Below are 14,910 nucleotides of genomic sequence, written 5' to 3'. Positions count from 1 at the left end.
TATTTTTTAATATTTAGCTTAGATACTCTTTTATATATGTTGCTTTTCATTTATTTCTTCCTATTTTGCTTCTTCAGTCTTAGGAGCTTTTTCCTTTTTTGAACCTAATTCATTGAAGAAGATATTCAAAAGTACTGCTGATAAACTTCCTGTTGTTATTCCACTGTGGAATATCGTTTGCACCCAAGTTGGAAAATTATGATAGAAATCAGGATTTGTCAGTGGTATCATAGATAACCCAACACTAACTGCTACTATCACTCCATTTTTAGTTCCATCAAATTTTACTTTACTTAGAGTTTTTACTCCTCCAACCATTACCATTCCAAACATTGCAAATCCTACTCCACCAAGAACAGGCTTAGGTATTGCTCCTATTATTGCTGCAAACTTTGGTAAGAAACCAAGTACTAGCAATATTACCCCTGCATAAACTGCAATAAATCTTGATTTTATACCTGTAAGTCCAACAATTCCTGTATTTTGACCAAACGGAGTTATTGGAAATGAATTGAATATTCCAGATAAAGCTGTAGATATTCCATCTCCAAATAGACCTCTTTTAATATTTTTACCAGTTACCTCTTTGTCTACCATTTCGTGAATAGCTATCATATTACCAACTGATTCTGTCATAAGTACTAACATAATTAAGCATAATGATAATATTGCAGATGGTTCAAATCTAGGCATTCCAAATTTTAAAGGTACATTTAAGTTAAGCCAACCAACTCCACTTACTGCACTAAAATCAGCCATTCCAACTGCCATAGAAAGTAATGTACCAAGTACTATACCTACCAATATCGCTGTACTATTCCAAATTCCTTTTAAGAACTTAAATGAAAGTAAAGTTATAGCCAATACTGCTAAAGCTAATGCTAATGAGTTTGGTTCAACCGCTTCCAATTTGTTGTCAGTTATCCACTTTATCCCAACTGGGAATAGTGAAATACCTATTACCATAACAACTGTTCCAGTAACTACACTAGGGAAGAATCTTATTAGTTTTTCAAATACTGGAGCAAGTAATATACAAAACAGCCCAGCTACTATTACAGAGCCAAATACTGTCTGTATTGCAACTTGAGAATCACTATATGATGAGGCTATTGCTGTCATACCTGCCACAGCGGCAAAACTAGTTCCTTCAATTACTGGTATTTTAGCGCCTACAATATTTCCTATACCAACACTTTGTATGAGTGTTCCTATACCTGCCATAAACAAGCAAGCATTTATTAAAAAAACAATACTAGCATGATCTAGTCGTGCAGCACTTCCTATCATCATAGGAACTGCTACCGCTCCTGCACACATTGCTAAAACGTGCTGTAGTGAAAATACCCAGGATTTGGATACAGGTAACCTTTCATCTACTGGAGCTATTTTAGGGCTTTCATTTTGAGACATGTTGGGTCTCCCTTCTATATTTAGTTTAATATTCTATTCCATATATTTTTTATCTATATACTTCATTTAAATTCTACTTTTGTCTAAGTTTTATTTTTAACACTTATATTCTTTTCTCTTACTTGTATGTCATTATCAATTATTTAGATTCTATTCCATAGGTTCTGACTTAGTTCTCTGCTCTTAGCTAGAATACTTTCTTCATCAATGTTTACCAATTTTCTGTCTTTCATAAGTACTTTTCCATTTATAATAGTTGTATCCACGCTTCTTCCACTCATTCCAAATATGATGTGTCCCCCTATTGTGTTTTCTGTCAATGGAGTATGTGGTGTATAATCAACTACTATGACATCCGCATAAGCACCTTTTTTAAGTATGCCTAGGTCATTTTTATAATAAGCCTTTGCTATTTTTTTATTGTTATCAAATAACATTGTTTGTGATTCTCCAAATCCAACTCTTGGGTCACTTAAGTGGTGTTTATGAATTATATTAGCAACCTTTAACGATTCAAACATATCACTAGTGTATCCGTCAGTTCCTAGACCTACTGTAACACCTCTTTTTAGTAATTCTATTGCAGGAGAACATCCAACTGCATTTCCCATATTAGATTCTGGATTATGAACTACAAATGTATTTGTTTTATTTAAAAGATTGATTTCATCTGTACTTATATATATACAATGAACTGCTATAGTCTTTTCTTTTAGAACACCAAAATCATTAAATCTTTCTAAAACTCTTTTTCCATATTTATCTACATTATATTGTAAGTCTGCTAATCCTTCAGCAACATGTACATGATAACCTGTATCAAGACCAGCCATTTCTGAGGCACACTTATTTAATGTATCATCAGACAATGTAAATGCAGCATGAAGACCAAACATTCCCTTTATCATGTCTGTATCATCTTTTTGAGCATATTTTATGAAATTTACATTTTCATTGATACCTTGTTGTATTGTATCTCCACCATCTCTATCAGATACCTCATAACAAAGGCATGTTCTTATTCCCAAATCTTTTGCAACATCTGATATTGTAAATAAACTACCTTCAATTGCATTTGGACTTGCATGATGGTCATAAACTGTTGTGACACCATTTTTTATACATTCTATATAAGTTGCATATGCACTGTATTTTGTATCTTCTAGTGTAAGTTGTTTATCAAGTCTCCACCATAAATTGTTTAATATTTCTAAAAAATTTTCAGATGGTTTTCCTGGAACTGCCATACCTCTAGCAAATGAACTGTATATATGCATATGTGAATTTATTAGACCAGGCATGATTATCTTCTTGCCTGCATCTATAAATTCATGTCCTGGATATTTCGCTTTCATTTCCTCAGTAGTACCTATATCTTCAATCAGATTGTCATTTATTACAACACATCCATCTTCCATATAGGGATTTAAAGAATCTTGGCTTATTAGCCTCCCATTCCCCACTAAAATCATAAATTTATTCCTCCTTAAAGCTAAGATTTAATTTTTAAGTACTTTTCCTGCTTTAATTTTATTGTATTTTCCTTCTTCAACAACACAATTTCCATTTATAATTACATAATCTATACCTGTAGGATATTGCATAGAATTGATAAAATCATCACATCCACTAACAGTATCCTTGTCAAATATAACTAAGTCTGCAAAATATCCTTCTTTTAGTTCACCTCTATCTTTTATACTAAAGCTTACTGCTGCTTTTTTAGTCATTTTATAAACAGCTTCTTCAACTGTTAGTACATTTAATTCTCTAACATATCTTCCTAGTATTTTAGGGAAAGAACCATATGCTCTTGGATGTGGCTTACCTGCTAAAAGACCATCTGTACACACATTTTGTTCGTCTCTTTTCATAAAACCTATTATATGTTCTTCCAAGCCATAGAAATCTACCATTCCAACTGCATTTTCTTCTTCTTTCAATAAATCAAACGTTGCATCTAACGGGTCTTTACCTCTCATCTTTCCAATTTCTAGTAGGCTCTTACCAATTGTATCTTGATTTTTTTCTGTCTTTACACTTGTTACAAAAATTTGGTCTATTCCAGCAAATTCTATAAAGTTATCCCAACCTTCGATTCCATTTGCTATATCTTTTTTCATTTTTGCTCTTTCGTTTTCATCACTTAATCTTTCTATTAATTTATCAGTTCCTCCTGAATGTGCCCATGGAGGTAAAACTACTCCAAGCATTGTACTTCCAGCTGCATAAGGATATTGGTCAAATGATACTCTTATACCTTCTTTTTCTGCTTTTTCTAAAAGTTCTATAACTTGAGGTATATACTTCCAATTTGATTTACCACAAACCTTAAAGTGTGAGAAGTGAACTTTTACTCCTGATTGCTTTCCAATTTCTATAATTTCTTCCATTGATGTTAAAATTGTATCTGCTTCACTTCTTTGATGAACCACAAATACTCCATCGTATTTTGCTACTACTTTACACATCTCTATAATTTCTTCTGTCAATGAATACGCACAAGGTATATATATAAGTCCAGTTGATAATCCTATAGCTCCTGCCTTTAATTCTCTTTCTGTGATTTCACACATCTTTTGAATTTCCTCTTTAGTGGCAGGTCTATCTTCAAGCCCCATTGCTTCCATTCTTACATTTCCATGAGGTACTAAATAGGTTTCATTTAACCCTACCCCATTTTCATCCATCATTTTTAAATAGTTTTCTGTTGTTTCATATTTCCAATCAATTTCATCACTTTCACCATCTAGGCCTGCTAAATTTTTTCTCCAAGAAGATATATGCTCTTGAGGTAGAGGGGCCATAGATATTCCATCTTGGCCCAACACTTCTGTTGTAATTCCCTGTCTAATCTTTACCTCATTATATGGATTAACCAAAATCACTAGGTCTGAATGGCTATGAGTATCTATGAAACCTGGACATATAACTCTACCTTTTGCATCTATAACTTTGTCAGCTTCTTCGTTTAAATCCTGTGATATTTTTAATATTTTTTCGTTTTCTATTAAAATATCCCCTTCATATGCTGGTGTTTTATTTCCATCTACTATAAGCCCATGTTTTATTAAAGTTCTCACAAAACCATCTCCTAATTATTTTTTATAAACTGATTTTAATATTCCATAATATCCTTCTGCACCTTTGAATAATTGGTCTAACTCTATATGTTCATCTATTGTATGAGCAAGATTTTCTTTAGAAGGACCAAATCCTATAGTTCTTATCCCAGCCTCACCTGCATAATGGCTTCCATTTGTACAGAATGAGTATTGAGTTATTTCTGAATCTATTCCAGCTTCTTTTAATCCCTTATATGCTGCTTGAACAAATTCATCATCTTCATCGTATAACCAACCTGGGAAGAATCTTTCACTTTCTATAGTATTCCCTGTATAACATTCAGCTTTTTCAGATGCATAAGAAACTTTTGCATTTAATTCTGAGTCTTCTTTCATCATTTCATCTAATAAGGCTTGTATTGGAGCTAGTACTCCTTCTCTTGTTTCTCCAACTAATAATCTTCTATCAAAAGTAGCTTTACAATAATCTGGCACCACTGATGCACCTGGATATGGAGAAGATTTTATATCTGTTAAAACTAATATTCCATCACCTAAAACTGGATGAGTTGGAGGTACTAATTGTTGTATTCTTTGAATTACATTAGCCATTTTATAAACTGCATTTATACCTTTTTCTGGGTTAGCAGAGTGAGCTGGTTTACCAAAAGTTTCTACAACTATTTCTCCTCTACCTCTTTGACCAATCTTTAAGTTTAGTTCTGAAGATTCTCCGATTACAACATAATCAGGTTTAACAGCTTTACTTATTTCTCTAGCTGAAACTCCTTCAAATATTTCTTCATGAACAACTCCTGCTACATATAATTCACCTTCGAAGTCTTTATTAGTATCTTCTGCAAAGTATGAAACAGCCGCCATCATAGCACTTACTTGACCCTTCATATCAGAAGTTCCTCTACCATATATTTTTCCATCTACTATTCTTGCTTCAAAAGGAGGAACACTCCACTTACTTGCATCTGGAACTGGAACTGTATCTATATGCCCATCAAATAATATTTTTTTCCCTGGTTTGTTTCCTTTTATGCATCCTATTATATTTCCATATCTATCTCTTGACCAGCTGTCAAAACCTAGCATAGCAAAATTTTCTTCAATTGCCTTTACTACATTTTCTTCTTGACCTGAATAACTAGCATTTCTTATTAAATCTTGGCATACTTCAGTTAATTGTTTTTTTCTTATTTCATTTAACATTTTGATATTCCCCCATATAATTTTTAATTTATTGGTATTTTACTTATTTACTTATTAATATTTAACTTATTAAACTTTTATTTATTTTTTATTTTAAATTTTTTATTTACTTTGGTATTCTCCATTCCAAACTATATCTTTATATTTGTCTGGGTCAGTGTCTCCTTCTGTACTTATTAATAATACTTTAGAGTTTTCATCTAATTTCAAAGCCTCTCTTAAATCTTTTAAATCTTCACTTTCAAGTATTGAAACTAATGCTCCAGTTGTAACTGCTCCAGATTCTCCAGAGATTACTTTTTCATCTCCTCTTAGAGGATTCCCTAAAACTCTCATACCTTTAGCAGAAACCCAGTCTGGTGCTGAAACGAATGCTGATGAATAATTTTTTAATACTTCAAATCCTATAGTATTTGGTTCTCCACAAGCAAGACCTGCCATTATAGTTGGCATATCTCCACCTACAAATCTTGGTTTTCCATCTCCTGCTTCTGCTGATTTATAGTAACAATCTGCCTCATCAGCTTCTACTACTACTGTTATTGGGCATTCGTCATATATTGAAGCAACATATCCTTGAACTGCACCAGCAAGCGAACCAACTCCTGCTTGCACAAATACATGCGTTGGTCTATCTACTCCATATTCTTTTAATTGTTCTATAGCTTCTTTAGCCATAGTTCCATATCCTTGCATTATCCATGCTGGTATTTCTTCATATCCGTCCCATGCTGTATCTTGAACCATTACTCCATGGTCATCAGCTTCTGCATAATCATTAGCTAATCTTACTGCATCATCATAATTTAAGTCTGTTATACTAGCATCTGCACCTTCTCCCTTGATTTTATTTAATCTAAATTCAGAAGAACCTTTTGGCATTAATACAACAGATTTTTGACCTAATTTATTAGCTGTCCAAGCAACTCCTCTACCATGATTTCCATCTGTAGCTGTAAAGAAAGTTATTTCTCCTAATTGGTCTTTTATTTCTTTTGAAGTTAATTTTTCATATCCTAACTCTGATATATCTTTATTTAATCTTTGAGCTAAGTATTTACCCATAGAGTAAGAACCACCCAAAACTTTAAATGCATTTAATCCAAATCTATAAGATTCATCTTTAACATATATTCCGCTAACTCCTAATAATTTTGCTAAGTTATCTAATTTAACTAAAGGAGTTTTTTCATATTGTGGAAAACTCTCATGAAATGCTTTAGCTTTTGCAATTTCTTCGTCCTTTAAAAATTCAATTCCTTTTTCTTTTTCCTCTGCTTTAGGTAAGTTATTTAATTTCCATTTTATTTCTCTCATTTATTTTATATTCCCCTTTCAAATTTTTCGATGTCATTATTAATTTTTTATCTTTGTGTCTTTATATAAAGCAATTACTGTGCCAATATTATTTATTCTAAAAACATTTTTTTTATGTTGGAATTACATACTTTTTTCAAATTTATTTAAACGTTGTAAAATCTGAGTGTGAAAAATAAGATTTATAAAAGAAAAAATTCTCATATTGGGAAATTTTTATCAATACGAGAATTATCATTTCGAGAAACCGTTTCTTTGTTTTTATTTTCCTTTATTATGCTTTTACTTTTCTATATGTCTGTTATTTTGTCTTGTATATTACTATTTTTACCTTCTATATTTATATTGTTATAACCTTCTATATTTTATGTTTTTATTTTAGCTTTCTATAATACTGTTATTTTTATGTTTTACATATTTGTACTTTATAAGCTCAAACTTTTATTTTCTATTATTTATACTGACTCAATATCTTACAAGCTTATAATTTTATTTTTATATAGTATTATTACTATATTAGTCTCTTCTAGTGACACTTCTATTATAGAGGCTTTATTTTTATTGACCTACAAATCACATTGCCATACATTTAAAACTATTTTCTATGTTTAATTTATTGTTGTTCCTCTTCTAGTTTTCTGTATAATGTAGCTAAACCTATCCCTAAATCTTTTGCTATTTTCTTTTTTGTTTTTGTATCTCTTCCATATTTATTTAACAACTTATGTATGTAAGTTAATTCCAATTCTTTAATTGAAAGTATTTTTTCTTGGTTTTCTACTATTCCCCCGACTATATCATCTTCAAACTTTGTTACCTCATTATTACTCTTAAAACTATTTCCTTCAATATTATAATAGTTCAAAATATCTAATGGAAGCATATCTTTATAGATTATTCCATCTTCTCCAACTAAATTCATCATATATTCAACTGCATTTTCTAATTCTCTTATATTTCCCGGCCAATTATAATTAACCAACATATTCATTACATTTTTTTCTATTTGATTCAATTTTATATCTAATTCTAAAGAATACTTGGAAACAAATTTCATCATTATAGTTTCAATATCATCTTTTCTTTCCCTAAGAGGTGGCAAATTTATAGGAATTACGTTTAACCTATAGTACAAATCATCTCTAAACTTACCTTCATTCACCAACTTAAGTAAGTTTTTATTCGTTGCAGCAATTACTCTTATATCTAAATCTATAAGTTTATTTGAACCAATTCTTGCAAATTTTCTTTCCTGCAAAACTCTAAGTAACTTTGCTTGTAAAGGCATAGATAGGTCTCCCATTTCGTCAAGAAATATGACACCTTCATTTGCAAGTTCAAACTTACCAACCTTACCTCCACTACTAGCCCCACTAAATGCACCTTTTATATAGCCAAATAACTCACTTTCAAGAAGGTTTTCTGGAATAGCAGCACAGTTTATAGCAATAAATGGCTTATTCCATCTACTTCCTTCAGCATGTATAGCTCTAGCAATTAGCTCTTTCCCTGTACCACTTTCACCAGTTATAAGAACTGTTGAATTTGACTTTGCTAATTTCTTAGTTCTCTCTTTAACTTTCACCATTGATTCTGAGTTCCCAATTATAGACTCTATATCACTATTTCCCCATCCACTATTGACTTTCCCATGTCCTTTATGGTTTATATATGTCTTATCAAATATAATTATCTTGTCATATTGATTTATATATGGATATACAGGAATTATTTTGGCATTTATATTATAAATTTTGTTATCAATATCAATTTCTAGTAATTCATGTCCATTTGAAGAAGATTCAACAGATACTATTTTTACTGTATTTTCTATTATATCTTTTCCAATATCTAATTTTTTCAAAGCAATATTGTTTATATAAGATATTTTGCTATTTATATCTAATATAACAACACCTTTTTCAACATTTTCAATTATTTCTATCATCATGTTCATTTTTCTACTGCTACTTTTTGACACTTCATGTTCTTCTATCTTCATAGAAATTAAATCGCATATATGATTGACAAACTTCAAATAATTATCTATTTTTGCACTTATTTCTACTTTTTTAGTTTTATCTGTACTAATAGCACCAATTACTCCTATAGTACGATTATTATATTTTATTGGAACTGCTATTATTACTTTATTTAGGCATTTCATGTAATGGGAACATTCTATACAAAGCTGATTATCACATATATCTAATACGACTAATTCTTGACCTGTCTGTATAACTTTATCATAAAGAAAACCTTCAGTAACAACGCTTTCATTTATTTTTGATTTATACAGACCTGTGCCACTAATTCTTATTAATCTATCATCAACTATTTCAATATCTACATCTAACACGCTAGCTACTGTTTCAGTGTATTTTATCATTTCCTGTTGAAATTCTTTTAATTTACTTACCATAGTTTCCCCCATTAGAATTTAATTTACTAAATTATCAGTTTAACTATATTTTAACATATAGTTAATTTTTAAAATATATATAAAACATTACTTATTTATATATTTACATTGAAATACATAATAATAATTATAAAAAGATTGTTTTATATTAGGATTACTTTAATTATAATACACAAATAATAAAATAAAAAAAGCTTTCCTCCTATAACAAATATATTTTTGGCACAAAAATATATGTTATATAAGAAAAGCTCAATAGTTAAATATTTAGATAGATTTTTATATAGACTTTTTTAATATAAACTTTTTAATTGTAGACTTTTTTTATTAGTTTTTAATTTTCATTAGTTTTGTCATTGGTTTTATTATTATAATACTGCCATTGCTTCAATTTCTAAAACTGCATCTTTTGGTAATTGAGCAACTTGTACACATGATCTTGCTGGTGGATTTTCTTTAAAATATGTAGCGTACACTTCATTAATATCATTAAAATCTTTTAAATCTTTTACGAAAACTGTAGTTTTAAATACTTTATCCATAGTTGTACCAGCTTGTTCTAGTATTGCTTTTACATTGTCTAAAGAAGCTTTTGTTGCTTCTTTTGGGTCAGATACTAACTCGCCTGTCTTCATGTCTATTGGAAGTTGACCTGATGTAGAAACTATATTTCCAACTTGTATTGCTTGAGAATATGGTCCAATTGCTCCTGGAGCTTTCTCTGTAGCTATTACTACTTTTGACATGATTTCACCTCCTATTATTAAGTTATATTTACAGGAAAATAAAATTTCCTAAACACCAATATTAATATGAACCTCTAGACAAGAAATCAAGTCCAAAGTTTCAAATAATCAATACTCAGATTATTATATTTATTTGTGTTCATGTTAATATTTATTAAAGCAATTAGCATGCCAATTTCTTTTTATTCATAAAACTTTATAGAACCACTTAAAACACCTAAATTGAAACCTTTCCATAAAAAATAATCCGAAAATAGTTTTTTTATAGTACTAATTTTTTTCTCATATCTGGAATTTTACCAACTTGAGAATTCTTGTTTTGAGAATTTGCGAATTTTATTTAAATAGTTCTAAAGTTTTAAGTTATTATGCTATCATGTATGAAAGAACTATGGTTGACAATCCTACTGCTACAAATAGCAACACTTTAATCCAGACCTTATTTACTTTTGTTATCATAGAACCTATTGAAAATATAATAGCCAAGTATAATAGTAACCAAAAAATTATCATTCCACTACTGCTGCTGAAAACTTACAAAACTATTTTTTAATGACCCCATTTATTTTATAAGATATACGTTTATTTTATAAAATATAAGTAAAGTATAAAATTATTTCAGCAACTTTCTCCCTTCTTATTTTTTAAATCTTTTATAGAATTGTATCATGTTTGAGTGAATTTTCATACTATTAAGTCTTTACCTCTACAAAACAATACCTCTCATTTCATGCCTAATAATGTAAGATTACAGCTATTTTATTGATTTTGATAACTTGATTGACTATACTATTATTAGTTTTTATTTGTATATAAAGCTACTATTTATATGCAAAATTTTTATTTATATAGGGGGTTTTTAATTATGAACAAAAGTCCATTAACAGCAGAAACAACAGAAGAAATGCTAAAAGTACTAAGTGGGAAAGATTATAATATTGCTTATGATTTTCATAAGCTTGGTCAATCACTCGATTGCAAGATTGAACCACGAACAGGAGCTCGCTCTTATCGTATATTATATTCAACTAAAAAACCAAAGCGTAGTCTATTTACTATTGAATGTAATGAGAAAAAATGGAGAGTTAAAGCAAACCTTTATAATCTAAATACATATAGAGATACTGTGGAGGAATGTTCTAAAACTATTAAAGATAGTATTACAAAAACTCGTACTTGTAAAAAATGTAATCCAAAATGTATTGGTGGTTCTTCATTTGAATTAGATGGCAAGTCCTATATAACTTGTGTAGGAAGTGGACATTATTTTGCTAATATGGAAGAAATAGATTGGAAAAACCTAAAAAAGTTAATTAGTAAAGAGAATGATATTATGCAGAAATCTGTTTAATATGCTACTAACTATTAAAACCAAAACAACTACTAAAACACATATAAATTTAGATATCAAATAAAAGATAAAAATGTGCATAGATTTGTATGTATATCAAAATTCTGTGCATATTGAAAAACTGTGTATACCAAAAGGCTGTAGATAAATTTACTTTTCTGTAAATCTAATTATAGCCTTTATGTATTGCTTTTACTATATAATCATTAAAGTTATTTTGTAATCTTAAATTTCCTCCTACATGTACTGCTTCTATATTAGCTTTTGTTTATAAAAAATGAATCCTATTACAAGGATTCATTTTTTTATATTATTTAGTACTTATTTTCTGAATTTGCTAGTTCTTCCTTTAGGATACTTTATAATAATATACAGTTTCTTTTCCAATAAGTTCAGAACCAATTTTTACCCATTTCCCTCCATAAGTAGATTCTATCTTAGAAATATCTGAATCTGTTGATTTAACAATAAGTCCAGCTTTAGGTTTGAATACCTTTTTTTTCTTCTCATCAGTGCTGTTTTTAAAGCTAAACTCACCTTTCTCTAATAGAAATAAATTTTCATTTTTGTGATATCCGACCAAATTAATTCCATTAATAATTTCTGGAACAGATGAGTCAATAAATATATAATCATTAAAGTTGTTTTGTAATCTTAAATTTCCACCTCCATCTTTTGCTTTTACTATATAATCATTAGCATCTATGTTACATTTCAGTGTAGAATCTGGTATTTCAAGAATTTCAAATACATAAACTTTATGCTTATATTCTAAACCATCGTCCCAGTTATCTTTATTATCACTAAGCAAATTAACATAACTATTCTTAAAATAATTTCCACAAAATAAAGAATATGCATCTTCTTTTTCATCTTTTATATTTAAATAAGTATTATAATCTGTATTATAATAACGTTGTCCACATCTTCTTATAATTCCAGATATATAAGTATCAATTACTAACCCAAACAAAAATCCACACTGACCACATTGATCGATTGTAATATTATTGATTTTGTAGCTTCCAAATCCCTCAAGCTTCCCATTTTGACTACTTATAAGACCAACTTTTTGTATCTTCTCTATCCTTACATTATTTATACTAGTGCCAGTCATAATTCTCATTCCATCTCCACATTCGGATATTCTACTGTTAGAAATAATTGCATCAATACCTGTATCAATACCTAATCCGCAAGAGTTAACTGTAATATCATTTGAAATTGCGTAATATGGTATCTGAATTCCTATACCTGAGAAACCACTTATATAAAGATTTTCATAATGACCAAGACCTCTGGTAGCATCATCCAGGCCATCAGTTGTAATTGCTGACACATTATCAAGTTTTTCATTTTTATTATTTTTCTTAGTCAGCATTTCATAATGATAATGTGGGTTCCCATGTGTTGGTGGTTCATCATTAACAAGTACCTCACAGCTATCAGAGTAAAAACTTATATTTTTAATACATTGTTTCATTTTTGTCAATGTAATAATACTCATATTAGGAACTCCATGAGTTATAAATTCTGTAGCAGATGTTGATGAATTAGAATCTCCCAGTAAGGTTATTTCTTTATCAATTGTAACACCAGTTTCAAATAAGTATTTACCTTTGGGGAAATATAAAATACAAGACTTAAGTGGTAACTTATCAATAACTTCCTGTATGAAAGGTCCCACATCTTCTGAACCATCGTTTTTAATCTTAGGATATCTTTCTAATATGTTAATTGTTATTTCATTTTTAATTTCTTCCATAATATTATTTATTCCTTTCTTATTTACTCAATACCAAAATATTATGTATTTTTGGTATTAGATGAATTTTTCATAGTTATAAATTTAACTATACTATAACAACTAGACCACTAGTAACGAGCGAGTTTAAATACCATACATTTGCTTACTTTTCTATCATTTTATGATATCTTACCATCATTCCAAACTCTACTTTTTGAGCAATTTTCTCCCATTTTCCACCATAATTATCAGCAACTGTATCACTACTTTCATTTCCTGCTGTCATAATATCATTTATTTGTGGAGTATACATTTTAATATCTTTATCATCACTATTTATATACATCTCACCTTTTTTTATCATAATTTTGTTATTATGCTCTTCTTCAGATATATCAACTCCATTGATACTACTTATTTTTCCATTATAAAATATAACAGTTTGTTCTTTATTATTGTACATTAGGTTTCCTTTTTCTGACCCAACAACCAGATCAGTAGCATCTACAGGACATCTTAATAATATATTATTGGCTTCAAGAGCTTTTATAAGGTATACCTTATGAGGACTATATCTTAGATCCCCTTTTCCTTCATCAAATTTATCTTTCCCTTTATCGTCCCAATAATCTACATTAGTATTTGAGATTGTTATATTACTTGACTCTATTGAATTCCCATAAAATAAGGAATAAGCTTCCTTAACTCTCTCGTCTAACTTCAAATAGTCATCATAGTTAAAATTAAAATAAAATTGCCCACATCTTGAGATATTTCCTGATATGTATGTATTAGACATTGAGTCAAACTTGAATCCGCAATATCCACATTGGTCAATTGTAACATTTGTAACAAAGTTTAAGCCCTTACCAGTATTGTTAATAGCAATCCTACCAACTTCTTCTACTCTCATACCATTTATAAATGTTCCAGTAGAAATTTCCATTCCATAATCACATCCCCAAGTCTTTCCATTAGTAATTATTGAATTTTCTCCTGTACTAATTCCACGATTACATGAAAAAACAGTTATATCATTTACTGTGGAATTATTAGGCATCTTAAGTGCAATTTCACCAAAACCACCAAAGTCCACATTTTCATAATGACCAGGCCCTTCTGATACATTTTCACATACAATTGCTGATATATATTTGCCTTTGTGTGCAAATACTATCTCATGATGAAATCCTGATTCACCATTTGCAGGAGGTGCATCAGGCGACTTCGCATTATCACAGTTATCTGATTGAAAAGAAATACTTTTAATACAATGTTTTACTCCCTTTACTGTTATCATTGCAAAACTTTCCATTGTACCATTTGCCTCATCTTCTTTATCAAATTTACCAGAAAATTGTGTTGTTCCTGAATAAAAATACTCATTAGTTGGATTATTTGACCTAAAATAGGCATCTCCACATAGTGTTAATCGTTTGTTAATCTCTATACCATTTGTAAATAAGTACTGCCCTCTTGGAAAATATATAATAGAGTCTTCTGGTGCAGCATTTATAATTTCTTGCACCCTAGAACTTACATCTTTTGTTTCATCATTAAAGACTCCATAATCTAAAACATTAATCCAGCCATCTGTTTCTTTAATTATTATCGGTTCTCCCATAATT

At 29.6% G+C, this 14,910-nt stretch carries 11 protein-coding genes; 1 reads left to right on the top strand and 10 read right to left on the bottom strand.

The features are described 5' to 3' along the window. Positions 1 to 60: 60 nt before the first annotated feature. The 8 genes from IC213_RS06590 to IC213_RS06555 form a co-directional block, all read right to left on the bottom strand. Positions 61 to 1,413: a nucleobase:cation symporter-2 family protein gene (locus IC213_RS06590; RefSeq protein ID WP_227824441.1), complete on the bottom strand. Its 1,353-nt coding sequence runs from the start codon at positions 1,411 to 1,413 to the stop codon at positions 61 to 63. Between the two features lie 143 nt (positions 1,414 to 1,556). Next, on the bottom strand, positions 1,557 to 2,885 hold the full coding sequence (ssnA, locus tag IC213_RS06585) for a putative aminohydrolase SsnA (RefSeq protein ID WP_227433766.1): 1,329 nt from the start codon (positions 2,883 to 2,885) through the stop codon (positions 1,557 to 1,559). Between the two features lie 27 nt (positions 2,886 to 2,912). Further along, positions 2,913 to 4,496, bottom strand: a complete 1,584-nt coding sequence (locus IC213_RS06580; RefSeq protein ID WP_227481904.1) for an N-acyl-D-amino-acid deacylase family protein — start codon at positions 4,494 to 4,496, stop codon at positions 2,913 to 2,915. Positions 4,497 to 4,511: 15 nt separating this feature from the next. After that, positions 4,512 to 5,699: a YgeY family selenium metabolism-linked hydrolase gene (locus IC213_RS06575; RefSeq protein WP_227862868.1), complete on the bottom strand. Its 1,188-nt coding sequence runs from the start codon at positions 5,697 to 5,699 to the stop codon at positions 4,512 to 4,514. A 102-nt stretch (positions 5,700 to 5,801) separates the two neighbouring features. Then, positions 5,802 to 7,016 carry a diaminopropionate ammonia-lyase gene (dpaL, locus tag IC213_RS06570; protein WP_227433763.1) on the bottom strand — a complete coding sequence of 405 codons (1,215 nt, stop codon included), beginning with the start codon at positions 7,014 to 7,016 and terminating at the stop codon, positions 5,802 to 5,804. 613 nt (positions 7,017 to 7,629) lie between these two features. Continuing rightward, entirely contained in the window at positions 7,630 to 9,438 is a 1,809-nt protein-coding gene (locus tag IC213_RS06565; RefSeq protein ID WP_227835115.1) for a sigma 54-interacting transcriptional regulator, read from the bottom strand. 368 nt (positions 9,439 to 9,806) lie between these two features. Next, positions 9,807 to 10,184, bottom strand: coding sequence for a RidA family protein (locus IC213_RS06560; RefSeq protein ID WP_227433761.1), 378 nt, complete (start codon positions 10,182 to 10,184; stop codon positions 9,807 to 9,809). A gap of 366 nt (positions 10,185 to 10,550) precedes the next feature. Further along, a complete protein-coding gene (locus IC213_RS06555) occupies positions 10,551 to 10,697 on the bottom strand; it encodes a hypothetical protein (RefSeq protein WP_054274210.1) in 147 nt (48 codons plus the stop codon). A gap of 352 nt (positions 10,698 to 11,049) precedes the next feature. Between IC213_RS06555 and IC213_RS06550 the strand changes: the two genes are divergently transcribed. Then, the gene (locus IC213_RS06550) at positions 11,050 to 11,535 is read left to right on the top strand and encodes a hypothetical protein (RefSeq protein WP_227835114.1); all 486 of its coding nucleotides are present in this window, start codon (positions 11,050 to 11,052) and stop codon (positions 11,533 to 11,535) included. Between the two features lie 349 nt (positions 11,536 to 11,884). On the opposite strand, the gene IC213_RS06545 is transcribed toward IC213_RS06550, so the two are convergent. Together IC213_RS06545 and IC213_RS06540 are read right to left on the bottom strand one after the other, a co-directional pair. Continuing rightward, positions 11,885 to 13,300 carry a glycoside hydrolase family 55 protein gene (locus tag IC213_RS06545; RefSeq protein ID WP_227835562.1) on the bottom strand — a complete coding sequence of 472 codons (1,416 nt, stop codon included), beginning with the start codon at positions 13,298 to 13,300 and terminating at the stop codon, positions 11,885 to 11,887. A gap of 145 nt (positions 13,301 to 13,445) precedes the next feature. Continuing rightward, positions 13,446 to 14,906, bottom strand: coding sequence for a glycoside hydrolase family 55 protein (locus IC213_RS06540; RefSeq protein ID WP_227862867.1), 1,461 nt, complete (start codon positions 14,904 to 14,906; stop codon positions 13,446 to 13,448). Positions 14,907 to 14,910: the final 4 nt, after the last annotated feature.

Source organism: Clostridioides sp. ES-S-0049-02 (genome assembly GCF_020658465.1).
GTDB lineage: Bacteria > Bacillota > Clostridia > Peptostreptococcales > Peptostreptococcaceae > Clostridioides.
The sequence above is the reverse complement of the archived record's forward strand: the minus strand, read 5'-3'. Positions and strand labels throughout refer to the sequence as shown.

Bases quoted from the DNA above. Each gene is read 5' to 3' on its own strand.
- IC213_RS06590 (WP_227824441.1), bottom strand. From the start codon at position 1,413: ATGTCTCAAAATGAAAGCCCTAAAATAGCTCCAGTAGATGAAAGGTTA.
- ssnA (WP_227433766.1), bottom strand. From the start codon at position 2,885: ATGATTTTAGTGGGGAATGGGAGGCTAATAAGCCAAGATTCTTTAAAT.
- IC213_RS06575 (WP_227862868.1), bottom strand. From the start codon at position 5,699: ATGTTAAATGAAATAAGAAAAAAACAATTAACTGAAGTATGCCAAGAT.
- dpaL (WP_227433763.1), bottom strand. From the start codon at position 7,016: ATGAGAGAAATAAAATGGAAATTAAATAACTTACCTAAAGCAGAGGAA.
- IC213_RS06565 (WP_227835115.1), bottom strand. From the start codon at position 9,438: ATGGTAAGTAAATTAAAAGAATTTCAACAGGAAATGATAAAATACACT.
- IC213_RS06560 (WP_227433761.1), bottom strand. From the start codon at position 10,184: ATGTCAAAAGTAGTAATAGCTACAGAGAAAGCTCCAGGAGCAATTGGA.
- IC213_RS06555 (WP_054274210.1), bottom strand. From the start codon at position 10,697: ATGATAATTTTTTGGTTACTATTATACTTGGCTATTATATTTTCAATA.
- IC213_RS06550 (WP_227835114.1), top strand. From the start codon at position 11,050: ATGAACAAAAGTCCATTAACAGCAGAAACAACAGAAGAAATGCTAAAA.
- IC213_RS06545 (WP_227835562.1), bottom strand. From the start codon at position 13,300: ATGGAAGAAATTAAAAATGAAATAACAATTAACATATTAGAAAGATAT.
- IC213_RS06540 (WP_227862867.1), bottom strand. From the start codon at position 14,906: ATGGGAGAACCGATAATAATTAAAGAAACAGATGGCTGGATTAATGTT.